At 63.4% G+C, this 21,804-nt stretch carries 18 protein-coding genes; 7 read left to right on the forward strand and 11 right to left on the reverse strand.

Translation table 11 applies throughout. The annotated features are described in order from the left end of the window. Positions 1–10 precede the first annotated feature (10 nt). The 8 genes from BOH68_RS04680 to BOH68_RS04715 all read right to left on the reverse strand — a co-directional run bounded on the left by BOH68_RS04680 (position 11) and on the right by BOH68_RS04715 (position 12,113). Entirely contained in the window at positions 11–706 is a 696-nt protein-coding gene (locus tag BOH68_RS04680; RefSeq protein ID WP_170877344.1) for a PqiC family protein, read from the reverse strand. A gap of 11 nt (positions 707–717) precedes the next feature. Then, positions 718–2,352: an intermembrane transport protein PqiB gene (gene pqiB, locus BOH68_RS04685; RefSeq protein ID WP_077372235.1), complete on the reverse strand. Its 1,635-nt coding sequence runs from the start codon at positions 2,350–2,352 to the stop codon at positions 718–720. Continuing rightward, entirely contained in the window at positions 2,349–3,776 is a 1,428-nt protein-coding gene (locus BOH68_RS04690) for a paraquat-inducible protein A (RefSeq protein ID WP_077372238.1), read from the reverse strand. Before BOH68_RS04690 ends, pqiB begins: the two co-directional genes overlap by 4 nt. Before the next feature lie 309 nt (positions 3,777–4,085). Continuing rightward, positions 4,086–7,217, reverse strand: a complete 3,132-nt coding sequence (locus BOH68_RS04695) for an efflux RND transporter permease subunit (protein WP_077372241.1) — start codon at positions 7,215–7,217, stop codon at positions 4,086–4,088. Between the two features lie 101 nt (positions 7,218–7,318). Further along, positions 7,319–8,527, reverse strand: coding sequence for an efflux RND transporter periplasmic adaptor subunit (locus BOH68_RS04700; protein WP_308457319.1), 1,209 nt, complete (start codon positions 8,525–8,527; stop codon positions 7,319–7,321). A gap of 316 nt (positions 8,528–8,843) precedes the next feature. After that, complete coding sequence (locus BOH68_RS04705) at positions 8,844–10,064, reverse strand: ArsA family ATPase (RefSeq protein WP_077372247.1); 1,221 nt, start codon at positions 10,062–10,064, stop codon at positions 8,844–8,846. Further along, a complete protein-coding gene (locus BOH68_RS04710; RefSeq protein ID WP_205632707.1) occupies positions 10,055–10,375 on the reverse strand; it encodes a cory-CC-star protein in 321 nt (106 codons plus the stop codon). The genes BOH68_RS04705 and BOH68_RS04710 overlap by 10 nt, the downstream gene beginning before the upstream one ends. Next, on the reverse strand, positions 10,365–12,113 hold the full coding sequence (locus tag BOH68_RS04715) for a carbon starvation CstA family protein (protein WP_077372250.1): 1,749 nt from the start codon (positions 12,111–12,113) through the stop codon (positions 10,365–10,367). Before BOH68_RS04715 ends, BOH68_RS04710 begins: the two co-directional genes overlap by 11 nt. 481 nt (positions 12,114–12,594) lie before the next feature. Between BOH68_RS04715 and coxB the strand changes: the two genes are divergently transcribed. Genes coxB through BOH68_RS04735 form a run of 4 tightly spaced genes read left to right on the forward strand, consistent with a single transcriptional unit; the run spans position 12,595 to position 16,844 of the window. After that, a complete protein-coding gene (gene coxB, locus BOH68_RS04720; protein WP_240665568.1) occupies positions 12,595–13,671 on the forward strand; it encodes a cytochrome c oxidase subunit II in 1,077 nt (358 codons plus the stop codon). A 30-nt stretch (positions 13,672–13,701) separates the two neighbouring features. Then, positions 13,702–15,366, forward strand: coding sequence for a cytochrome c oxidase subunit I (gene ctaD, locus BOH68_RS04725; protein ID WP_077372253.1), 1,665 nt, complete (start codon positions 13,702–13,704; stop codon positions 15,364–15,366). A 27-nt stretch (positions 15,367–15,393) separates the two neighbouring features. After that, positions 15,394–15,987, forward strand: a complete 594-nt coding sequence (locus BOH68_RS04730) for a cytochrome c oxidase assembly protein (protein WP_077372256.1) — start codon at positions 15,394–15,396, stop codon at positions 15,985–15,987. Then, the gene (locus BOH68_RS04735) at positions 15,984–16,844 is read left to right on the forward strand and encodes a cytochrome c oxidase subunit 3 (RefSeq protein WP_077372259.1); all 861 of its coding nucleotides are present in this window, start codon (positions 15,984–15,986) and stop codon (positions 16,842–16,844) included. Before BOH68_RS04730 ends, BOH68_RS04735 begins: the two co-directional genes overlap by 4 nt. A gap of 27 nt (positions 16,845–16,871) precedes the next feature. Here the strand turns inward: BOH68_RS04735 and BOH68_RS04740 are convergent, their stop codons facing one another. Further along, positions 16,872–17,063: a DUF2909 domain-containing protein gene (locus tag BOH68_RS04740; RefSeq protein ID WP_077372262.1), complete on the reverse strand. Its 192-nt coding sequence runs from the start codon at positions 17,061–17,063 to the stop codon at positions 16,872–16,874. Between BOH68_RS04740 and BOH68_RS04745 the strand changes: the two genes are divergently transcribed. The 3 genes from BOH68_RS04745 to BOH68_RS04755 all read left to right on the forward strand — a co-directional run bounded on the left by BOH68_RS04745 (position 17,062) and on the right by BOH68_RS04755 (position 20,025). Further along, positions 17,062–17,889 carry an SURF1 family protein gene (locus tag BOH68_RS04745; protein ID WP_258038156.1) on the forward strand — a complete coding sequence of 276 codons (828 nt, stop codon included), beginning with the start codon at positions 17,062–17,064 and terminating at the stop codon, positions 17,887–17,889. The two genes, BOH68_RS04740 and BOH68_RS04745, sit on opposite strands and share 2 nt — an antisense overlap. 35 nt (positions 17,890–17,924) lie before the next feature. Further along, entirely contained in the window at positions 17,925–18,521 is a 597-nt protein-coding gene (locus tag BOH68_RS04750; RefSeq protein WP_077372268.1) for a hypothetical protein, read from the forward strand. A 301-nt stretch (positions 18,522–18,822) separates the two neighbouring features. Further along, a complete protein-coding gene (locus BOH68_RS04755) occupies positions 18,823–20,025 on the forward strand; it encodes a COX15/CtaA family protein (protein ID WP_103751381.1) in 1,203 nt (400 codons plus the stop codon). A gap of 134 nt (positions 20,026–20,159) precedes the next feature. Here BOH68_RS04755 and BOH68_RS04760 read toward each other — a convergent pair whose 3' ends face one another. Together BOH68_RS04760 and BOH68_RS04765 are read right to left on the reverse strand one after the other, a co-directional pair. Next, positions 20,160–20,555, reverse strand: coding sequence for a glutaredoxin family protein (locus tag BOH68_RS04760; RefSeq protein WP_077372271.1), 396 nt, complete (start codon positions 20,553–20,555; stop codon positions 20,160–20,162). Between the two features lie 111 nt (positions 20,556–20,666). Beyond that, on the reverse strand, positions 20,667–21,686 hold the full coding sequence (locus BOH68_RS04765; RefSeq protein WP_077372274.1) for a LysR family transcriptional regulator: 1,020 nt from the start codon (positions 21,684–21,686) through the stop codon (positions 20,667–20,669). Positions 21,687–21,804 lie beyond the last annotated feature (118 nt).

Raw genomic sequence — 21,804 nt, forward strand, 5'->3', positions numbered from 1 at the left:
TCTCTGGTCGTCAGCTGGCATCCGCTGTGGAGGGCAATGCCTTGGCGATCTCACGTGCCAACTGCTCGCCGGTCACACGCCAGCCTTCGCCCAGGCTGTTGACCAGTGCCGGATAGCCGTCATCCGTCAGTGGAGTCAGCGTCTGGATGTCGCCTTCCTCCAGCACGCTGCCATCCACGCCGCGCAGGCGCCAGCGACCGGTGATGACGGACTGGCCATCATGGCGACCGATGAAGCGATCCAGGCTGACGCTCAGGCGGGCACCCTTCAATCCGCTCAGGCTGGTATCCGCGATACGGTACTGGCTCAGCGGCTGGGCGGGGCTGGCTTTCAGCTGGTTCAGCAGCTGGCGGGTCAGCATGTCCTGCAGGTCATCGGCCCACAGGTTCTGGCTGGCCTGTACCAGGGTGATGTCGTCCGTCTGATAGACCAGACTGCCGCCTTCCAGATAGCTGGCCAGTTGCACCGGCATCACTTCCAGCAGGGGTGCATCGGCGGCAACGCTGCGCTGGGCAGCGGTCTGTGTCGTCTGTGGCAGCAGGTAAGCGCCACCAGTGGCGGCGGTCGTGCAACCCGCCAGTGTGCCGAGCATCAGCAAACCTGCCATCAGGCCGCCGAAGCGGCCCTTGCGCGACGTTGAAGTGCGCGGTGAGGCAGACGCGCTGCACGCTTGCGGCATGGCTGCCGTGCGGGTCGAGAGACTCATGGCTGTTGTCATCATTGGGCCCTCGGAATCGGATCACGGGTCGTCGGTTTGTCGAAGATCAGGCTTGAGGGATTCTTCTCCAGCGTGTCGAGCAGCGGCTCGGCCTTCTTGAGCACGCGGTCCAGGCGCTCGAGGTCTCCCTCCAGCTTGCGATAGGCAGAAGACTCCGGTGTCAGGCCATCCAGGGTGCGATTGAGGTTGTCGAGGCTGGTGCTGATGTCGCTCGGCAGCTTCTGTACCTCATCGGAACCCAACAGGGCATCGACATGGCCGGCGGTCTTGTCGAGACGCTTCACCAGGCTCTCGGAGGCCGACAGGGTCTTGTTGAGATTGCCCAGCACCGGCTCGATGTCCAGGCCATTGAGCTTGTCGAGCAGCGCATTGAGCTTGGCTTCCATCTGCGCGAGGCCGCCTGACACGCTGGGCATGACCTCGATGTCATCGAAGGTATCGGTCTTGTACGGCGGTGGATTGTCATAGAAGTCCAGGTCGACGAACAAGGCGCCGGTCAGCAGGTTGCCGGACTTGAGCGTCGCGCGCAGACCACGCTTGAACAGTCGCTCCAGTCGCTTCTCCCACTGCTTGACGCCTTCATCATCGACCTGCCCCTCGAGGCGTTCTGGTTCGATGCGAATCAGCACGGGAATCTCGAAGCTGGAGAGCGTGCGTACCCGCTGATGGGTCAGGCGGTAGGGCACGCTGACCACCGTGCCCAGTCGCACGCCGCGGAATTCCACCGGTGCGCCACGCGACAGGCCGCGCACGGTGTCGTCGACCATGATCACGTAGTCGATGGCCTGATGGAAGCTGCCTTCACGGGCCTCTTCCTGATCGGAATACAGGGTGAAGGAGGTGTTCTCCACCACCGGACGCCCACGTGGCAGGTCTTCGGGGATGCCGAAGGCGACGCCACCGCTCAGTACGCTTTCCAGTGATCCGACATCGACCTGCAAGCCCTGGGAGTCCAGGCGCAGGCTGACCCCGCTGGTGGACCAGAAGCGCGTGGTCGAGGTCACCAGCTCGTTGTAGGGCGAGTCGATGTACAGGGTGTAATGCATTTCCTTCTCGCTGGGGCGGAACTCGCTGGATTCCACGCGCCCCACGACGAAGCCCTCGTAGGTCACGGGGTCGCCATCGGACAGCACGCTGCCATCATTGCTGGTCAGGTCGATGCGCAGCCCCTTGGCGTCCTGGGTCGTGACCGGAGGTTGCTCCAGCGCCACGAAGTGGTCGGCTTCCTCGCGACTGTCGCCGGGCTGCAGCTGGATGTAGGCGCCTGACAGCACGGTATTCAGACCACTGATGCCTTCGCGTCCGATACGCGGCTTGACCACCCACAGACGCGTGTCCTCATTGAGCATGCGCTCGCTGTCCTTGGACATGCGTGCCGTGACGATGGTCTTGTCGAGGTTGTCCGACAGGCGTACGGTTTCGACCTTGCCGACCTCGACGTTACGGGTCTTGATCAAGGTCTTGCCGGCCTCGATACCTTCTGCCGTCTCCATCTCGATGGTGATCTGCGGGCCACGGCTGGCGATGTTGTGCCACACCATCCAGGCACCGATCAGCAATGCCACGATCGGGACGATCCAGATCGGCGAAAGACGGCGTCGGCTTTCACGACGCGCACGAGAGTCATCACTCATAGGTCATCCTGTGACGGTGAATCGATAGGGGAGGAAGCGGGGGAGACCTCACGTTCCTTGCTTGCCTGGAGAAGGCCGCTGGTCGCGACTCGCGCCTCCTGTGGCGTATCCCAGACAAGACGTGGATCAAAGCTCTGGGCGGACAGCATCGTGAGCACCACCACGCTGGCAAAGGACAGCGCTGCCGGCCCCGGGTGCACGGACATCAGGGCGCCCAGCTGGATCAATGCCGCCAGCAGCGCCACCACGAAGACGTCGACCATCGACCAGCGGCCGATGTACTCGGTGATGCGATAGAGCGTGACGCGCGCGCGGGCATGCTGGACCTGCGGGCGTTGCGCACTGAGACACAGCCAGGCGATGGCGATCATCTTGGAGGCCGGCACCAGGATGCTGGCAATGAAGATGACCATCGCGATGGGCCAGTCTCCGTGGGACCACAGCACCACGATACCGCCGGCGATGGTCTGCGGGTCGCTCTCGCCCAGACTCACGGTACTCATGATCGGGAAGAGGTTGGCCGGCAGATACAGTATCAGCGCCGCGATCAACCACGCCCAGGTGCGTTGCAGACTATGTGTCTTGCGCTGATGGACCGGGTCGCCGCAGCGCCGGCAGTTGACGTGCTGGTCCTGCGTGCATTCATTGATCAACCCGCAGCTGTGACAGCTGCCGAGCCCCTGCAGCGCGGCCCCCAGCCCCGGTCTGGCTGTCTCCGGGGCCGGCGGCTCGCCCGCCAGGGCGAACCACATGCGATCACCGTCGATGCTGGCCAGGGTCTTGGTCATCAGCAGGGCGAAGGCACAGAAGGCCCAGAACGACGGGCCGAAGCTGATATCGGCCATGCCGGCGATCTTGACCAGACTCACCATCACGCCCACAAGGAAGACATCGGCCATCATCCAGGGGCGCAGATGGCTGAGCGTTCTGGCAATGCCGCGAATGCCGGGCAACGCCACCTTCAAGCCGATGGCCGTGTGGGTGTAGATCACCCCGATCAGGTAGAGCGCCGGCAGCAGCACGATGGTCAGAATCAGCAGCACCGCCAGCGACGGATACGACTCTGCCGTCAGCGCCGCTGGCGTGTCCACCAGACTGAGGCTGGCGGAGATGCCGCGGGTGGCAAAGGCGATGAACTCGAAGGGCAGCGTCAGCCCCAGCATCAACAGGCACGCCGTAGCCAGTGCCAGGGTGCGCTGGACGGAATGGGCGTGGCGTTGGGCGAAGAGATGATCACAGCGTGGGCAACGCGCCCGCTCGCCGGTCTTGAGCGCCGGAAGGGCCACGACCAGGTCACAGCATTCGCATGCGCGAAGTCGCCGCCGTGAGACGCTGCGCGTGACAGGCGCGAACAGTGTCGGCGGGTCACGTCTTTCCAGGGTATGGCGCGCAAGACGACGCAAGGCAGCTAGAGGACGAGGCATGTCTCTCCTGAATGAAGGGGCGCGTTGGCGCCATGCCGGATGAAGGCGAGTGGCGAGAATGACGAGGGCGAAGTCCGGGTGACTGGCGCCTGCCCCGGCGGCAGGCAAACACTGTTCGATACCTGCATGATGCCGCAAAACTCGCCTCGCACTCAATGCCCGCCAATGCGAAGCATCGCTCACGAGACATCACGGGCACCCGTGCCGTCATCGATCCACCAGACGCATGAACCGACACGCCGCCCGGAGAGGGCGGCGTGCAGGGCCATCACGCGAGGTGACGGCAATGAGGAAGCGTGCGATCAATGCTCAGACAAGATCGTCTTCCTGGCTTGCGGCTTCATGGGCCCGCTTGAGCTCTTTCGGCTCCCCGAACACGCGGCGAACCACCACATAGCAGACCGGCACCAGGAAGATCGCCAGTACCGTGGCCGAGATCATCCCGCCGATCACGCCGTTGCCGATGGCATGACGGCTGGCCGCACCGGCACCGGTCGAGATGGCCAGTGGCACGGCCCCCAGGGTGAAGGCCATGGAGGTCATCAGGATCGGGCGCAGACGCATGCGTACCGCTTCCATGGTGGCGTCGATCAGTGAGCGGCCCTGGACCTCGAGGTCCTTGGCGAATTCGACGATCAGGATCGCATTCTTCGCCGAGAGCCCGATGGTGGTCACCAGGCCGACCTGGAAGTAGACGTCATTGTCCAGGCCACGCAGCCAGGTGGCGAGCAGGGCGCCGAGCACCCCCAGCGGGACGACCAGCATGACGGAGAACGGAATGCTCCAGCTCTCGTAGAGCGCGGCCAGACACAGGAAGACGAAGACCAGCGAGATGGCATACAGGTAAGGTGCCATGCCACTGCTCTGGGATTCCTGCAGCGAGATGCCGGTCCACTCCAGCGCCACGCCACCGCCCAGCTCATCGACCATGCTCTGCATCGCTGCCATGGCTTCCCCGGTGGAGTAACCTTCCGCTGCGGTGCCCAGCAGTTCCATCGCGGAGACCCCGTTGTAACGTTGCAGCTGGGGTGAGCCGAAGGTCCAGCTACCGGTGGCGATGCTCGACAGCGGGATCATCTCGCCCGCGCTGTTATTGACGTACCATTTGTTCAGGTCATCGGGTTGCATGCGGGCCTCTGCCTGCCCCTGCACGTAGACCTTCTTGGTGCGGCCATTGTCTAGGTAGTCATTGACGTAGCTGGAGCCCCAGGCCGTGGAGAGCGTGGTGTAGACATCGGAAAGATCAATGCCCATGGCGGTGGCCTTGAGTTCATTGATCTTGACGTTGTACTGGGGTCTGTCTTCCAGTCCATTGGGGCGCAGGCCGGTGACGGCCGGGTTCTGAGCGGCCATGCCCATCAACTTGTTGCGCGCCTGTGTCAGTGCCTCATGTCCGATGCCGCCTCGGTCCACCAGCATCATGTCAAAGCCGGTGGCATTCCCCAGCTCGCGAATGGAGGGCGGGTTGACGGCGAAGGCGAGAGCGCCTTTCAAGGTATTGAAATAGGCCTGAGCCTTGCCCACGACATCGAATGCCGAGCGCTCGCGCTCATCCCAGGGCTTCATGTTGACGAAGGCCAGACCCATGTTCTGGCCGCTGCCGGCGAAACTGAAGCCTGCCACGCTGAAGACCTGGATGACGGCATCGGACTGGTCGACCAGGAAGTGATGCTCAAGCTTCTTCATCACCTCGACGGTTTCCTGCTGGGTCGAACCGGCCGGCAGCACCACCTGGTTGAAAATGTTGCCTTGGTCTTCATCCGGCAGGAAGCCGGAGGAAATCTGGGTAAAGAGTGCGCCGCAGCCGAAGACGACCAGCACATAGACGATCATCGAGCGCCCGGTGCGCTTGAGCATCCCTTGGACACCCTTCTGATAGCGCGCGTTGGAGCGGTCAAAGGCACGGTTGAACAAGCCGAAGAAACCGGTGGTCTTCTCCTTGGTCGGCCTGAGCAGCGTGGCGCACAGGGCCGGTGTCAAGATCAACGCGACCAGCACGGACAGCACCATCGCGGCCACGATGGTCACCGAGAACTGTCGATAGATCGCACCCGTGGTACCGGGGAAGAAGGCCATCGGGATGAACACGGAAGACAGCACGAGCCCGATACCGACCAGGGCGCCGGTGATCTGCCCCATGGACTTGCGTGTCGCCTCGAGCGGCGAGAGCTTTTCCTCATGCATCACGCGCTCGACGTTCTCTACCACCACGATGGCGTCATCTACCAGTAGCCCGATCGCCAACACCATGGCGAACATCGTCAGGGTGTTGATGGAATAGCCGAACAGCTCAAGGATGCCGAAGGTGCCAAGCAGCACGACGGGTACGGCGATGGTGGGGATGAGGGTGGCCCGGAAGTTCTGCAGGAACAGCAGCATCACCAGGAAGACGAGGCCGATGGCCTCCAGCAGCGTCATCACCACTTCTTCGATGGACAGCTTGATGAAGGGGGAGGTGTCATAGGGCACCTTGTAGGAGACCCCTTCCGGGAAATAGGGCGCCAGTTCGTCAAGACGCTGCTTCACTGCTTCCACGGTATCCAGCGCATTGGCCCCTGAAGACAGCATGACCCCCATGCCGGCGGCAGGCTTGCCGTTGTAACGTGTGATGACACTGTAGCTTTCCGCGCCCTTTTCCACGCGTGCGACGTCTTTCAGGTAAACCTGTGAGCCGTCTGCCTGTGTCTTGAGCAGAATGTTGCCGAACTCCTCCGGTGTCTGCAGCAGAGTTCGTGCCACGATGGTGGCGTTGAGCTGTTGTCCTGCCTCTGCCGGCAGGTTGCCGAGCTGACCGGATGTGGTCTGGCTGTTCTGTGTGTCGATGGCTGCCGTGATGTCACTGGGCGTCAGGGAATAGTTGTTGAGCTTGGCCGGATCAAGCCAGATGCGCATGGCACCGGGGGCTCCCAGCAGGCGGGTCTCACCGACCCCATTGACACGCGCAATCTCGTCCTGGACGTTGGATGATACGTAATCGGCAAGCTCCTGGTTGGTCATGCTGTCGTCGTCCGAGACGAAGGCCATGGCCATCAGGAAGCTCGAGGAGGATTTGGTGACTTCGATACCTGCCGTCTGCACGCTGGTGGGCAGTCTCGCCTCAGCCAGTGACAGCTTGTTCTGCACCTGCACCTGGGCGATGTCGGAGTCCGTCCCGCTGGCGAAGGTCAGCGTGATGGCGGCACTGCCCGTGGAGTCCGAGGTCGAGGACATGTAAAGCAGGTTGTCGATCCCGGTCATCTGCTGCTCGATGACCTGGGTGACGGTGTTCTGAACCGTCTCGGCAGAGGCACCGGTGTAGGTGGCCTGAATCTTGATGCTGGGCGGGGCCAGTGACGGATACTGCTCGATAGGCAGCTTCAGAATGCTCAGCGTACCGCCTAGCATCACGATGATGGCGAGCACCCAGGCAAAGATGGGGCGATCGATGAAGAATCTGACCATGACGTTTGGGGCTCCTGAAACGTCGTTCGGGACATGCGACAGGTCCTGACCTTGCGGTCAGCATCATCAAGATGACCTGTCGCCCTGGTGTGCGACGAGGATCAGGCGGCCGGACTTTCGTTGCCGCCGTTCGAGCCCGTTGTCTCATCTTCCGCCACCGTGACGGTGGCACCTTCCTGGATCTTCTGCAGGCCACTGGTGATGACCCTGTCTCCCGTCTTCAGGCCTTGGAGGACGATCCACTGGTGATCGATGGCCTGGCCGGTCACCAGTTCACGGCTTTCCACCTTGTTCTCATCGTTGATCACCAGCGCTGTGGCCTTGCCGTCACTGTCGCGGCTGACCGCCTTCTGCGGTACCAGGATGGCATTTCTGGCCACTGACTCGACCAGACGTGCCTTCACGAACATACCGGGCAGCAGGAGTTCATCCGGATTCGGGAACAGTGCCCGCAATGTCACCATGCCGGTGCTTTGATCGACGCTGACATCGGTGAACTGGAGCTTGCCCTGATGCTCGTAGCGGCTGCCATCGTCGAAGATCAGTTCCACCATGGCCATGTCGGGAGCGGACGCGGCCTTGCCGTTGCTGGCCAGCTCACGCTTGATTCTGAGGATGTCATTGGCCGATTGGGTCACGTCGACATAGATCGGGTCCAGTTGCTGAATCGTCGCCAGAGCGGTGTCCTGGCTGGCAGTGACCAAGGCCCCCTTGGTGACGCTGGATTTGCCGATTCGCCCACTGATGGCGGCTTTCACGGTGGTGTAGTCGAGGTTGATCTGGGCACTCTTGAGAGCTGCCTTGGCGGAGGTGACATCCGCCGTGTCTTCACCGACGGTGGCGATGGCGTCATCGTAATCCTGCTGACTGACCATCTTGCGTGCCACCAGCGTCTTGTAGCGTTTCGCCTGCAGCTGCGAGGTATGCAGCGTAGCCTGGGCACGCTCAAGACTGGCCTTGGCACTATCCACGTCCGCCTGATAGGTGCGCGGATCGATGTGATAGAGCACCTGACCTTCCTCGACCACGCTGCCTTCAGTGAAATCACGCGACTGGATGACACCACCGACCTGTGGGCGAACCTCGGAGGACTGGTAGGCGCTGGTGCGGCCTGCCAGTTCATTGGTGATCGGGATGTCCTGAGCAGTGACCGTGAGAGCTTCGACTTCCGTGGCACGTGGGGCGCTCTGGACCTGAGCGGAGGACGGGTCAGCATCCCCGCTCTCATTGCAGCCCGTCAGCAAGGCGCCCATCAACAGCAGGCCTGCAGACCACAAGGCCGGGCGGCGCTGAATGCGGAGTTTCGGCAAGCGCCTCGATGGGCGGAGGTGACTCGGAGAAGTCGAGACCATGGAGAATCCTCAATGATGTTCTGCTGCACGAATACGTGACCACCGCCCTGAAGGCCAGTTGCCGACAGTGGGAGGCGAAGCGAATAAAGTGTTTAGCCAGCTATTCTATCGGAAGGGCATGACATATGTATGCACTTATTGTGCAACCCTCGGGGCGTGTCCTGTCAGGCAGGCTGAAAACGGCTTGCGGAGCTGGCACCGGCAGGTTCTCTGGTCAGCTGCGGGCCGTGATGGGGACGGTCCAGCCCTGAGGGTGAGCAGAGGCGGAGATGATTCACCTCTGGTGCTGCGGGCGATGTGCCGAAGTGCACGTCGTGGGATGGGGAGACCTGGCTTGACAGCATGAGCTGGCGTGGCGCCACGGGCGGAACGTCGAGAGTGCCGTGATCAGGGGGGCGAGGCTCCTCCTGTCTTCCGGCAGGCGTGACTGACGTGACAGGCGCAGGCAGGGGCGATCAACGAAGGCGTCCTCCAATCTGGCCGCCCAGTGTTGCTGCTGTTCTCTCCAGCTCGCGACCCAGTCAGCCTGTGCTTCCCCGGAGGAGGGCGAGCTTGCGCCCAACACCTCTGACGAGGCGTCCGGCAGGCACTGATTGATGATCAGGCCGCCGACGGCCAGACCATGTGCTTCCAGCGCGTCTCGTGTTCGAGTTGTCTCCAGGCACGGCAGCTTCTCTGGCGTACTGACCAGAATGACGCGCGCCCGGCTGGCATCCGTCAGGCACCGACGCAGCGCTTTGTAGCGGGTACGACGTTGCTCCAGCGCTTCGCTGATCGGGTCTTCGGGGGCAGAGGATCCGGTCTCGCTGGCGGTGGCTGTCTGCTGGCTGTCCAGCCACAGGCTGCGCTCCGCGACGGCTCGCCGGCGCTGGCCCAGCATGCCTTCCAGCCAGCCGCCCAGCACCTCCGGCAAGCTCAGCAGTCGGATGGTGTGCCCGCTGGGAGCCGTATCGAACAGGATGTGTCGATACGATGAGCTGTCCGGTGCCAGTGGGGCCGGCGGGGTAAGGATGATCTCGACCAGCGCATCGAAGAGCGCCGCTTCACTGGTGCCCGGCGCATGGCGTGCGAGTGCCAGCTGGCGCATCACCGTGGCGCTGCGCTCCCCGCTGACCAGTGGCGCGATGCGTTGGCGTACCTCCTCGAGATAGCGCTCGCACTCCTGTTCGGGGTCCAGCTCCATCACATCCAGGCACGCCGCGATGGCGCGCGGTCTGCCTCCCAGATCCCCGAACAGATCGCCCAGATTGTGCGCCGGGTCCGTCGACACCAGCAGTGTCGGCTCGCCTTTCTCTGCCAGCGCCAATGCCTGCGCCGCCGCGCAGCTGGTCTTGCCGACACCGCCCTTGCCGCCGAAGAACCAGATCTCGGGGCGGGGGATGGCGCCTTCCTCTTGGGTCTCACGCACCCTGCCGAGGTCGGAGCGGCCTTCGGCTGCATGCGTGCGTCGAGTCCCATCCTGTCGGCGACGCCGCCTGAGCCAGTTCAGCAGCATTTGATCCCTTCCAGCGGTGAATGCTCAAGTCCCTGGCGCAGGTGCCAGTCGTGCATGCGCTCCAGCATCAGCGGCAGCATCTCCAGTGAGACGGCGGGTGCCGGATTGGGGATGCCCATCAGCTCGGCGAAGCTCATCATCATGAAGATGTCTTCCTCCTCGCGGGCGAGCTGCGCCAGGTCACGCTGCTGATTGACGCGCAGCATGGCCTCCCAGCCATCCCGCAGCCCTGCGGCACCTGTCAGCAGGCGCCTCGTCAGTCCGGGGTGTCGTGGCGAGCGCGTCACGCGGGAGTCGTCATCAGCTCTCATGGGCGCTCACCTGAGCGGGTGCCTTCAGGCTGCGGCTGGCCTCCAGCAGAATCCACAGCGCGAACACCATGATCAGGCTGCCGAAGGTGAACAGCAGCCATTGCGGGTCGTTGCTGCCCATGCCGGACCAGTCCAGGACTACCTGCTGCACCATCGCCCACAGGGTCATGATCATCAGGAAGACCATCGGAGCCAGGGTGTAGATCACCGGGCGTCCCTGACGCTTGAGCCAGACCGAGATCAGCATCAGCGAGATCCCTGCCAGCAGCTGGTTGCTGGTCCCGAACAGCGGCCACAGCAGATAGCCGCCGGAACCGAAGCCCTTGGGCCCCTGCGGCAGGATGACCAGCGCGGCGCTGGAGATGACCGCGATGCTGGTCGCGACGTGCTTGTGGCTGAGTGCCGGCATGCCGTACTCGCTGCCCAGCTCCGCGATGATGTAGCGCATCAGACGTACCGCGGAATCCAGTGTGGTGGCCGCGAAACTCACCACGATGACCGCCACCAGGGTACTGCCGATGCTGGCCGGCAGGCCAAGGTGCGAGATCAGCTGTCCTGCACCCTCCACGAAGCTGGAGAGCCCGTTGGCACCGGCGGCGGCGAAGCTTGAATAGGTGGCGGTGAAATCGGCCTGGGTCCCGAAGAGGGTCGCTACCGCGATGATGGAAATCAGCGCCAGCATGCCTTCGCCCAGTGCGCCGGTGTAGCCGATCATGCGTGCATCCGGCTCATGGGCAAGCTGCTTGGAGGTGGTCCCCGAGGCGACCAGTCCATGGAAGCCCGAGATCGCGCCGCAGGCGATGGTGATGAACAGCAGCGGATAGAAGGACATCTCGGCTTCGGTGTTGTAGGCCGGCGCCGTGAGATGTGGGCCGCCCACGGCGAGCCCCAGATACAGCAGCACCAGCCCGACCACCAGCTGATGGGAATTGATGGTGTCGCGCGGTTGCAGCAGCTTCCACACCGGCAGCACCGAGGCGATGTAGACATAGGCCATCAGCACGACGATCCACACCAGGAAGGCACTGGAGATCGGTGAGAGGCCGAACAGCAAGGTGCCATCCTCGCCGCCTGCCATGGCGGTGAAGGTGCCGGCAAGATCAATCTGCAAGAATTCGTACTGGCCGGCCAGCAGGGCAGCGGCATACATCACCAGCAGCGCCAGTATCGAGGGCAACAGCATCTTGCCGCCACGCCGATAGACACGATGGCCGATCCAGACCGCCAGCGGAATCTGGATGAGCACCGACAGCACGCTGGCCGGGAAGTTGATGAACAGGTTGGCGATCACCCAGGCGAACACCGCGTTCAGCATCAGCACCAGAATCAGGATGATGAACAGGAACAACAGCTTGGCGCGCTTGCCGATCAGCTTGTCCGCCAGCGTGCCGATGGACTGGCCACGATGACGCGCCGAGAGCGTCAAGGTACCGAAGTCATGGACTCCCGCGGCAAACAGGCTGCCCAGCACGACCCACAGCACCGCCGGCAGCCAGCCCCAGTAGACGGCGATCGCCGGCCCGACGATGGGCGCTGCACCGGCGACCGAGGTGAAGTGGTGGCCCCAGAGTATCCAGCGATTGGTCGGCAGGTAGTCGGTGTCATCGCGCAGCGCATGGGCGGGAGTCACGTAATCGGGGTCGAGACGGAAGATGCGTTCCGCCAGAAAGCGCGAGTAGAAGCGATAACCGATGGCAAAGGCGAGACAGCCGAACAGGGCGAGCCAGATGGCGTTCATGGGGCGTTCCAGTAGGCGTGTGAGTGGGGCGACGGCAGTGCATGGCGTGTCATCGGCGTGACGCTAACATCTATATTTGCGCATATAACTTCGCCATTGGTCGCCCCGGGCTGACCCGACGTGGACCCTGTCTGCAAGCGCAGGCAAGCAGTTGGAATACACGCGGTGCGTGGAGACATCGCGGAAGTCGCCCGGGGCCCTGCCGGCGCTTGTCTGGTGGAACCGCGTAGCCGCTGTTGCACTTCCTCGCCTTGCGACCAAGGAGTATCAGTGGGTTGATCCACGCGACCTTGTGTTCCGCCCAGCTCTTCTATACTTCAAGCAAGTCGGAGCACAGGGAGTCGCTCATTGCCGTCATCCGGATGAGGCTCTCGATAACAATGACAAGGAGGCGCCGATGTCGTGGATCGCGGAATGCCTTTCCCGTGTCACCGCACTCCGGTGGCGGCGATCGTGGCGCCCGTTGGCGGCGGTGTCACTGATGGGGCTCGTTCCCGCGGCATGGGGAGTCGAATACAACATGCCGGTCGGCGTCACGGCCGTCAGTCGCGAGATCCACTCCCTGCACATGATCATCTTCTGGATCTGTGTGGTCATCGGGATCGTGGTGTTCGGTGTGATGGGGTACGCGATGGTCAAGCATCGCAAGTCGCGTGGTGCGGTCGCGGCCAGCTTCCACGAGAACACCCGCATCGAGATTCTATGGACCGCCATCCCGTTGCTGATCCTGGTGGTGATGGCAGTTCCCGCCACCGCCACCCTCAAGGACATGTACGACGCCTCCGAATCGGCGCTTGACGTGAAGATCACCGGGCACCAATGGCGCTGGCAATATGAGTATCTGGGCGAGGATGTCGCCTTCACCTCAAGTCTCGCGACCCCGCGCGAGCAGATCAACAACACCGCCGCCAAGGGCGAGCATTACCTGCTGGAAGTCGACAATCCGCTGGTGCTGCCCATCAATCGCAAGGTGCGCTTCCTGACGACGTCCTCCGATGTCATCCACTCCTGGTGGGTGCCGGACTTCGGCGTCAAGAAGGACGCCATCCCCGGCTTCATCAACGAGGCCTGGACCCGCATCGAGACACCCGGCACCTATCGCGGCCAATGCACCGAGCTGTGCGGCAAGGACCACGGTTTCATGCCGGTGGTGGTCGAGGCGCTGCCGGAGGCCGAATTCGATGAGTGGCTGATCGCACGCAAGGCCGAGGCCGAAGCGTCACGCAATGATGCCGGACGCGACTGGAGTCTCGAGGAGTTGATGGAGAAGGGCGAGAAGACCTACGCCACCATCTGCTCCGCCTGTCACCAGCCGGACGGCCAGGGCATGCCCCCGGCATTCCCCTCATTGGTGGGGAGTGCCATCGTCACGCAGGACATGCAGGCGCACATCGATATCGTGGTGAACGGCAAGGCAGGCACGCCCATGGCGGCCTTCGCCGATGTGCTCAGTCCGGTCGAGCTTGCGGCTGTCATCACCTATGAGCGCAATGCCTGGGGTAACGATACCGGCGAGCTGGTACAGCCAGCCGTCATCAAGGAACAGCTGTCTCAATAGCGTGCAAGCGACGCATTCAGGAGGCGTGTCATGGCCAGTGAACAGCCACGCAAGGCGGTACTTCAGGCCAGCGAGAGCGAGGGGACAGCCGGCGGCTATTCCGCAGGCGGCTCCCGTGCGGGAGGAGGCCATGGCACCGCGCCGCGCGGCATGCTGCGCTGGCTATTGACCACCAATCACAAGGATATCGGCACGCTCTATCTGATCTTCTCGCTGAGCATGCTGTTCATCGGCGGCATCATGGCACTGGTGATCCGTACCGAGCTCTTTCAGCCCGGCCTGCAGATGGTGCAGCCGGAGTTCTTCAACCAGATGACCACCATGCATGGGCTGATCATGGTGTTCGGCGCCATCATGCCGGCCTTCACGGGACTGGCCAACTGGATGATTCCGCTGCAGATCGGCGCCCCTGACATGGCGCTGCCGCGTCTCAACAACTTCAGCTTCTGGCTGTTGCCGGTCGCCTTCCTGCTGCTGCTTTCCACCCTGTTGATGGAGGGCGGGGGCCCCAACTTCGGCTGGACCTTCTACGCACCGCTTTCCACCACCTATGCGCCGCCCTCGACCAGCTTCTTCATCTTCTCGCTGCACATCGCCGGCATCAGCTCGATTCTCGGCGCCATCAACATCATCGCCACCATCCTCAATCTGCGTGCGCCGGGCATGCGCCTGATGGACATGCCGCTGTTCGTCTGGACCTGGCTGATCACCGCTTTCCTGCTGATCGCGGTGATGCCGGTGCTGGCGGGTGCCATCACCATGATGCTGTTCGACATCAACTTCGGCACCAGCTACTTCAATGCCGCAGGCGGGGGAGACCCGGTGCTGTTCCAGCATCTGTTCTGGTTCTTCGGCCATCCCGAGGTCTACATCATGATCCTGCCGGCCTTCGGGATCGTGTCCGCCATCGTGCCGACCTTCTCGCGCAAGCGATTGTTCGGCTACGCCTCGATGGTCTACGCCACCGGCTCCATCGCCATCATGTCCTTCCTTGTCTGGGCGCATCACATGTTCGCCGTCGGCCTGCCATTGGTGGCGGAACTGTTCTTCATGTACACGACGATGCTGATCGCGGTGCCGACCGGCGTGAAGGTCTTCAACTGGATCGCCACCATGTTCCGTGGCTCCTTGAGCTTCGAGCCCCCGATGCTGTTTGCCATCGCCTTCATCGTCCAGTTCACCATCGGCGGCTTCTCGGGGTTGATGCTGGCCATCGCGCCAGCGGATTTCCAGTATCACGACACCTATTTCGTGGTGGCCCATTTCCATTACGTGCTGGTGCCCGGCGCGTTGTTCGCGATTCTCGCCGGGGCCTATTACTGGCTACCCAAGTGGACCGGCTTCTATCCCCACGAGGGGCTCTCGAAATGGCATTTCTGGATGTCGGTCATCGGCGTCAATCTCACCTTCTTCCCGATGCACTTCTCGGGGCTGGCCGGCATGCCACGGCGCATTCCGGATTACGCGCTGCAATTCGCCGACTTCAACATGCTGTCCAGTATCGGGGCCTTCCTGTTCGGTATCTCGCAGCTGCTGTTCCTGGTCGTGATCATCAAGTGCGCGCGCGGCGGTGTCAGGGCGCCAGCCAAGGCCTGGGAAGGGGCGGTGGATCTTGAGTGGAGCGTGCCAAGCCCGGCACCGCTGCATACCTTCGAGATACCGCCGCAGACCCGCGATGGTCAGATCATCCGCTGAGCGATAGCCAGCGGCCAGGAGAGTGACATGTCCTCACGCGATCACGCAGCACAGCAACAGGCGGTGGCACGTACCGTGCGGCGCACGCTGCTGGCGCTGGTCGGGATGCTGGGCTTCGCCTTCGCGCTGGTGCCGCTCTATGACGTCTTCTGCAATCTCACGGGCCTCAATGGCAAGGCCGCCAGTCAGGCCAGGGCTGCGGTGGCCATGGAGATCGACGAAAGCCGTTGGGTCTCGGTGCGCTTCATCACCCAGCAGGGACAGGGTCTGCCCTGGACACTCGAGGCGCTGGATGAGCAGTTCCGCATTCATCCCGGCGGCCAGTACCGCGCGCGCTTCGTGTTCACCAATCACGCTGATCATCCGGTGCGTGGTCGTGCGGTCCCCAGCGTCAGTCCTGCCGAGGGCTCGCTGCATCTGCGCAAGATCATGTGTTTCTGCTTTCAGGAACAGACGCTGGCGGCGGGAGAGCGGCGCGAGTTGCCGCTGGTCTTCCAGGTGGACCCGGATCTCCCCGAGGGCATTCGCGATCTGACGCTGGCCTATACCCTTTACCCGGTCACGATGCCGTCGATGCCGGCGGGCGACCTGGCAGAGAACTCTGCAGGAGGTGAACGATGAGCGGTGGCAGCTATTACGTTCCGGCACATAGTGCCTGGCCCATCCTCGGTGTGCTGGCCGTGGGTGGGATGATGATCGGCACGGGAATCTGGATGGTGCATGGCAGCGCCGCCTGGTTGTCAGGCATCGGCATGCTGGCCGTGGTGCTGGTGATGGCAGGATGGTTTCGCGATGTCGTTCGCGAGTCGATGGGCGGCCTTTACGACGATCAGATGGACCGCTCGTTTCGTTGGGGCATGGCGTGGTTCATCTTCTCTGAACTGATGTTCTTCGCAGCCTTCTTCGGCGCGTTGTTCTACGTACGTACTTTCGCGTTGCCATGGCTGGATGGCGAGGGTGCCAAGGGCGTGACGGCCCTGTTGTGGCCTGATTTCACGGCCAGCTGGCCCTTGATGAATCCGCCGGATGCCAGCATTGCCGGACCGAAGGAAGTGCTGTCCCCCTGGCAGTTGCCGCTGGCCAATACGCTGCTGCTGGTCAGCTCCAGTGTCACCCTGACGGTGGCCCATGAGGCGCTGAAGATGGGATATCGCCGCACGGCGCGCAACTGGCTGGCGGGTACCGTGACGCTTGGGGTGTGCTTCCTGCTGTTGCAGGGGCTCGAATATTACGAGGCCTGGCATCACCTGGGGCTGACGCTTCAAGCCGGTGTCTATGGCGGTACCTTCTTCCTGCTGACCGGCTTTCATGGCCTGCATGTCACCATCGGCACCGTGATCCTGATCGTGATGCTGGTTCGGGTGATTCGCGGTCATTTTTCCCGCGAGCGCCATTTCGCCTTCGAGGCGGCTGCCTGGTATTGGCACTTCGTCGATGCGGTGTGGATCGGCCTGTTTCTGTTCGTCTACGTGTTCTGAGGCAGGCCGAAGAGCGTCGAGCGCGAGTCAGTTCAGCATTCCGGTGGAGAAGCCCATGACCAGCAGAATCACCAGACAGACCGCCAGGCCCACTCGCCACTTGAGAGACGTCAGCAGGCGTCGACTGCGGCTGCCGTCGTGTAACAGAAAGCCGGCTCCGGCGATGAGACTTGCCAGCATGCCGACGAAGACCAGCGCGATCAGCGATTTGAGCAGCATGTCACCTCCCGGGGCGCAGACGTTGTCAGGCGAGGGCAAGGCTCTCGCTCGCCCCGTATCTGACAGTCGAGCCCATCCGACGGACAAGCGCAAGTCGGCGATGACAGCGCTGGCGTCACCGGAGGCGCCGCAGGAGCGATGTATCGGGCGAGGCTGGTGGCTGTTCTGGGGATGTCTGATCGTGCTGGGCCTGTGTCTGTGCAGTTGGCAGGTGATGCGTGGCCAGGCGCGAGCCCAGCATCTGGAAGATACGGCCAGTGCGCCGGAACTGGTGATGCCGACGGCACCGCCAGCGAGTGCCAGCCTGATCGAGCTGCAGGGCGAGTGGCTCGCGGAGCACAGCCTGTTGCTGGATAACCGGACGTTGGACAAGCGCCATGGCGTGGCGGTGCTCACGCCTTTCAGGTCCCGGGATGGCCGCTGGTGGCTGGTGGAGCGGGGCTTCGTGGCATCGCCAGCGCCACGTGCGGACCCGGAGTTCACCACCCCTGAAGGCTCTCTGGTGATCAGGGGTCGCTGGCAGTGGTTGAACGGCCAGGGGACCAGCGGTGGGCCACTGTTCGGCCCCAACCGGGAGGGGCAGCGGTTGCAGCAGGTGGATCTGAGTGCCTGGAAGGCGCTTGGTGCTCCGGCGTTTGCCGGCATCGTGCATCAGACCGGCGGTGCGGGAAGGTTCTTGCCCTGGTGGCAGCCGAGCAACATGACGCCTGAGCGCCATTACGCCTACGCCCTGCAGTGGCTGGGGCTCAGTCTCGGTGCGGCGGTGGTGATGATCGTGGGCGCGCGCCGCCAACGACAGGCCGCGCTGCGTCAGCGCCAGGTCTAGCGAGTCAAGGGACGTCTTGCTCTGGAGGAGGTGGTATGACACACGTGATGCGACAGCGTCTGAAACTCGTGGCATTGCTGGGGCTGCTGTCTGCCCCGTTGCCATTGGCGTGGGCCATGCTGAGTGTGCAGGTGGGGATACCCGAAGGGCGGGTGGCGAACGGCGCCTTGCTGCCGGACGTGATGCCGCTGCAGGACTGGTCACTGGAGTATCTCGTGAGTGCATCAGCCCCGCGACAGCCCGAGGATGACAGTGGCATGCCGCCCAGAGCTGCTCGGGGCGCGGATGAGCAGCGTTTCTGGCTCAGCTGGCCGGAGCCGAGTCGGTCGGAGCTGGCCACGGCGCAGGCCGAACGTTGGTGGCGTCTGCACCGCGCCCTTGGCAAGGAGGCGCCGCGGCTGGGGCGTCTGGTGGTGGCCGAGCAGTCCTTTCAGCATCCCCAAGTACCGGGGGAGCAGCGTGCGCTGGGCCATTGGCCCTCGGCGAATGGCCCAGCGGCCTCGCCACAGCCGTTGCGCTTGATCGACCCACAGGGGCGAGTCGTGGTGGCATACGGCCCCGAGATCACACCGCAGGCCGTGATGAAGGATGTGCGCCGATTGCTCAAGCGCAATCCGGCTGCGCCGCGCTGAGCTGAGCGTGTGATGCGTCGATCACTCGCTCGCCCCTAGCTCTCCAGCAGGGAGATACGCCATGTCTCGCCTTGTCTCGCACCCGCGCTACCCTCTGCGTCCCCGTGTCAGCGCGCGCGCCCGTCAGCGCGGTGCCGCGCTGATACCCCCGCCGCCGTTCCTGCGTCACGCAACCTCTGCCACTTCGCTGACAGGGCATCCTTTGCCTGGGAGTGTGCCGGGAATCACACCGCTGACCGCTGCTGATGATTCGATGGCCCGGCAGGCAGTCAGTCAGGCAGACATCCTGCGTGTGTGGCGGATGGCTCGGCATCTGGTCGCCGGCATGCTGGGACTGGTCATTCTCGTGATCGGCCTCGGGGCCTGGACGCGCCTGGTGGATGCCGGCCTGGGATGCCCCGATTGGCCTGGCTGTTATGGCGCCCTGGTGGTGCCGGATGCGCACACGGCAAGCTTGCATAGTCCTCACCACCCGCTGGAGGGCTACAAGGCATGGGCAGAGATGATTCACCGCTATGCGGCGAGCCTGCTCGGCCTGGCGTCACTGGCATTGCTCGTGCTGGGCTGGCGTGTCCGGCGGCGTGAGCGCCGCCTGCGGCTTACCCGGTCGGCGGCAGGCATGCGTCATCGGGCGCTGGACGTGGCTACCTGTTTCCCACTGGCAGGGTGTTGGCTGTTGCTGGCGGCATTGCTGATACAAGGTGCCTTCGGCGCCTTTACCGTCACGCTGAAGCTCTGGCCACAGGTGGTGACGTTGCATCTGTTGGGCGGCCTGGGCGTGGCGAGTCTGCTGCTGTTGCTGTGGTTGTCACTGACGCGACGACTGGCGGCGCGTGACGCGAGAGCAACGCTGCCCAAGGCGGCGGACGATCACGGGCATCGTGTCTTGCGTCAGTCGTGGCTGGCCACGCTGGCAGCGGCACTGTTGCTTGGACAGCTGGCATTGGGAGGCTGGACCTCGAGCAATTATGCCGGACTCGCCTGCGAGGGTTTCCCCACCTGCAATGGCTCGCTATGGCCGGCGATGGATTGGGGAGAGGGCTTCCATCTGTCTCAGGATGTCGGCCCGAGCTATCTGCATGGACAGCTGCATGGGGAGGCGCGTACCGCCATCCATCTGGCGCATCGCGGTGGAGCGGTGTTGCTGGGCGCAGTGCTGCTGATGCTCTACTGGCGCCAGCGGCGTCATGTGCAATCCGGGCATCCCGAGGCCGTCCTTCCATCGCGACCTTCCTCTTCACTGGCACGCCCGCTGGCGAGGCTGGCGGGCAATAGGCGCTTCATGTCCACGGGGACGCTCAATCCCTGGGGCTGGGCGCTGGCAGCCTGGGGGCTGCAGGCTGGGCTGGGGATCGCCAATGTGCTGTGGTGGCTGCCACTGGATCTGGCGCTGGCGCACACCCTGGGGGCCGTCATGCTGACATTGGCGATGGTGTGGGCGATGGATCAGATGCGCCAGGCGGCTCGCCACAAGCGGGCATCCGTCTCGCAGGCGCTGGCCTGATGAGAGGCAGAATGTGGGCAAGACGGTAAGCAGAAGAGAGACACCCAAGCGCGCGTGATCGCGCTCACCAGACCGCAAGAGGCCGCTCATGAGAGCGGCCTCTTGCGGTCTGCGTCGTATCAGCCTTTGTATTGTCAGGCCGCGCTACCGAAGCGCTCCTGCAGGTAGGCATTGATGGTGTCGGATTCGTACATCCACTCTTCGCGACCATCGTCATGGGTGATCAGCAGGCACGGCACCTTGACGCGACCGCCACCCTGTTCGAGGGCCTGGCGGTGAGTGGCGTTGTGCTGAGTGTCGCGCTGCTCGATGTTCAGGTTCAGCTGATGCATGCGTTTGCGCACCTTGATGCAGAACGGGCAGGTCGAGAATTGATACAGCGCCAGCCTGGCGGTCTCGGCATCGACTTCAGCCTGCTGGGCAGGACTGCGCTCCAGTGCACTGCCACGGGTCAGCTTTTCGCTGATCAGCATGAAGGGGGCCAGTACCAGTCGCAGAGTGCGGAAGAACAGGCGGATGATGGGGCGCATGGAAATACCTCGTGTACAGGCGGATGGTGATATGAGGTGAGTGCTTGTGCGTCGGGCCAAGCCCTCGGTCAGCGCTCGCAAAAGCGGTGGGTTGCAGAGTGTGCGGCCATTCTAGTGTTCGTCGGCGGCTGCGTCTGCCCCATGGGCGTTGCGAATGTGGGTCATCAGCGATTGACGCAGCCAGCGATGGCCCGGGTCCTGCTCGTGGCTGGCATGCCAGATGAGGCGATAACTCAGGGCCGGCAGTTTCAGCGGCAGTTCGCGAATGACCAGTCCGTGTTGCTGGCGGCTGGCCTGGGCGAAGCTTCTGGGCGCGCAGAAGATGAGCTCACTGTGCGCGACGATGCTCAAGGCATCCCGGAAGTCCGGCACCAGTACCTTGATGCGACGCGGAGCACCATGCCGTTCGAGCCGCTCATCCAGCGACCAGCGAGAGCGGCCCTCGCAGGTGGCCTGGACATGATCGAGCGTGGCGAACTCCTCGAGAGTCAGCGGCACCGAACGCTCGAGCAGTGGATGGCCGTCGCGCAGCAACATCACGTGATCATCGCGCCACAGGGTGTGCGAGTGGAAGCCTCTCGGTAGCGCCGGGGGCTCGCTCGGCGTGTCGGTCGGATGGTCGTGTGCCCCGAGGCCGATATCCAGCAGGCCTCTTTCCATCAGATTGAGACAGTCGGCCTGCCAGCGACTGATCTCGAGACTGCCGAGCGGGAGGGCCTGGGTGAGGGCGCGGGTACAGGAGGGCATCAGCGTCGCCCAGGCGCTCTCCAGCACGGCCAGCTGGAAGCGTCGGCGACTGGTGGCGGGCGTGAAGGTCGGCGGTGCGCTGAGATGCTCGAGACGCGAGAGCAGCTCGGCAAGCTCACCCCTGAGCCCGAACGCACGTGGCGTGGGTCGCAGGCCATGACGCTCTCGAATGAATAGGGGGTCATCGAACATCGCTCTCAGGCGAGCCAGGCTCTTGCTGACGGCCGACTGGGAAAGGTGCAGACGGCCCGCGGCCCGCGTGACGCTGCATTCTTCCAGAAGCACCTGCAATACCTGCAGGAGATTGAGGTCCAGGCGCGGATTGAGGAGGCCGGGTGACCGGATGCCAGCATTGGAGGGAGCATGGCGGGAAGTCGAGGTCATGAATTTCGCCAGTGGAATATCAGGGCTGAAATAATATCATTTTGCAGCATAAGTCACAGGCGCTAGTCTCTGCAGCTTCCGACTCGCTCGCCACTCGCCGCTGAGCTGCCTTCCGACA

It is taken from the genome of Cobetia sp. MM1IDA2H-1, assembly GCF_002916775.2.
GTDB classification, from domain to species: Bacteria; Pseudomonadota; Gammaproteobacteria; order Pseudomonadales; family Halomonadaceae; genus Cobetia; species Cobetia marina.

What these genes read in the sequence shown, in the direction of transcription:
- BOH68_RS04765 (WP_077372274.1), bottom strand. Translation starts at nt 21,686, where the DNA reads ATGACCTCGACTTCCCGCCATGCTCCCTCCAATGCTGGCATCCGGTCA.
- BOH68_RS04680 (WP_170877344.1), bottom strand. Translation starts at nt 706, where the DNA reads ATGAGTCTCTCGACCCGCACGGCAGCCATGCCGCAAGCGTGCAGCGCG.
- BOH68_RS04745 (WP_258038156.1), top strand. Translation starts at nt 17,062, where the DNA reads ATGTCACCTCCCGGGGCGCAGACGTTGTCAGGCGAGGGCAAGGCTCTC.
- BOH68_RS04695 (WP_077372241.1), bottom strand. Translation starts at nt 7,217, where the DNA reads ATGGTCAGATTCTTCATCGATCGCCCCATCTTTGCCTGGGTGCTCGCC.
- BOH68_RS04755 (WP_103751381.1), top strand. Translation starts at nt 18,823, where the DNA reads ATGGCTCGGCATCTGGTCGCCGGCATGCTGGGACTGGTCATTCTCGTG.
- BOH68_RS04710 (WP_205632707.1), bottom strand. Translation starts at nt 10,375, where the DNA reads ATGAGAGCTGATGACGACTCCCGCGTGACGCGCTCGCCACGACACCCC.
- BOH68_RS04730 (WP_077372256.1), top strand. Translation starts at nt 15,394, where the DNA reads ATGTCCTCACGCGATCACGCAGCACAGCAACAGGCGGTGGCACGTACC.
- BOH68_RS04715 (WP_077372250.1), bottom strand. Translation starts at nt 12,113, where the DNA reads ATGAACGCCATCTGGCTCGCCCTGTTCGGCTGTCTCGCCTTTGCCATC.
- BOH68_RS04705 (WP_077372247.1), bottom strand. Translation starts at nt 10,064, where the DNA reads ATGCTGCTGAACTGGCTCAGGCGGCGTCGCCGACAGGATGGGACTCGA.
- BOH68_RS04740 (WP_077372262.1), bottom strand. Translation starts at nt 17,063, where the DNA reads ATGCTGCTCAAATCGCTGATCGCGCTGGTCTTCGTCGGCATGCTGGCA.
- BOH68_RS04750 (WP_077372268.1), top strand. Translation starts at nt 17,925, where the DNA reads ATGACACACGTGATGCGACAGCGTCTGAAACTCGTGGCATTGCTGGGG.
- BOH68_RS04735 (WP_077372259.1), top strand. Translation starts at nt 15,984, where the DNA reads ATGAGCGGTGGCAGCTATTACGTTCCGGCACATAGTGCCTGGCCCATC.
- BOH68_RS04690 (WP_077372238.1), bottom strand. Translation starts at nt 3,776, where the DNA reads ATGCCTCGTCCTCTAGCTGCCTTGCGTCGTCTTGCGCGCCATACCCTG.
- ctaD (WP_077372253.1), top strand. Translation starts at nt 13,702, where the DNA reads ATGGCCAGTGAACAGCCACGCAAGGCGGTACTTCAGGCCAGCGAGAGC.
- BOH68_RS04760 (WP_077372271.1), bottom strand. Translation starts at nt 20,555, where the DNA reads ATGCGCCCCATCATCCGCCTGTTCTTCCGCACTCTGCGACTGGTACTG.
- coxB (WP_240665568.1), top strand. Translation starts at nt 12,595, where the DNA reads ATGGGGCTCGTTCCCGCGGCATGGGGAGTCGAATACAACATGCCGGTC.
- pqiB (WP_077372235.1), bottom strand. Translation starts at nt 2,352, where the DNA reads ATGAGTGATGACTCTCGTGCGCGTCGTGAAAGCCGACGCCGTCTTTCG.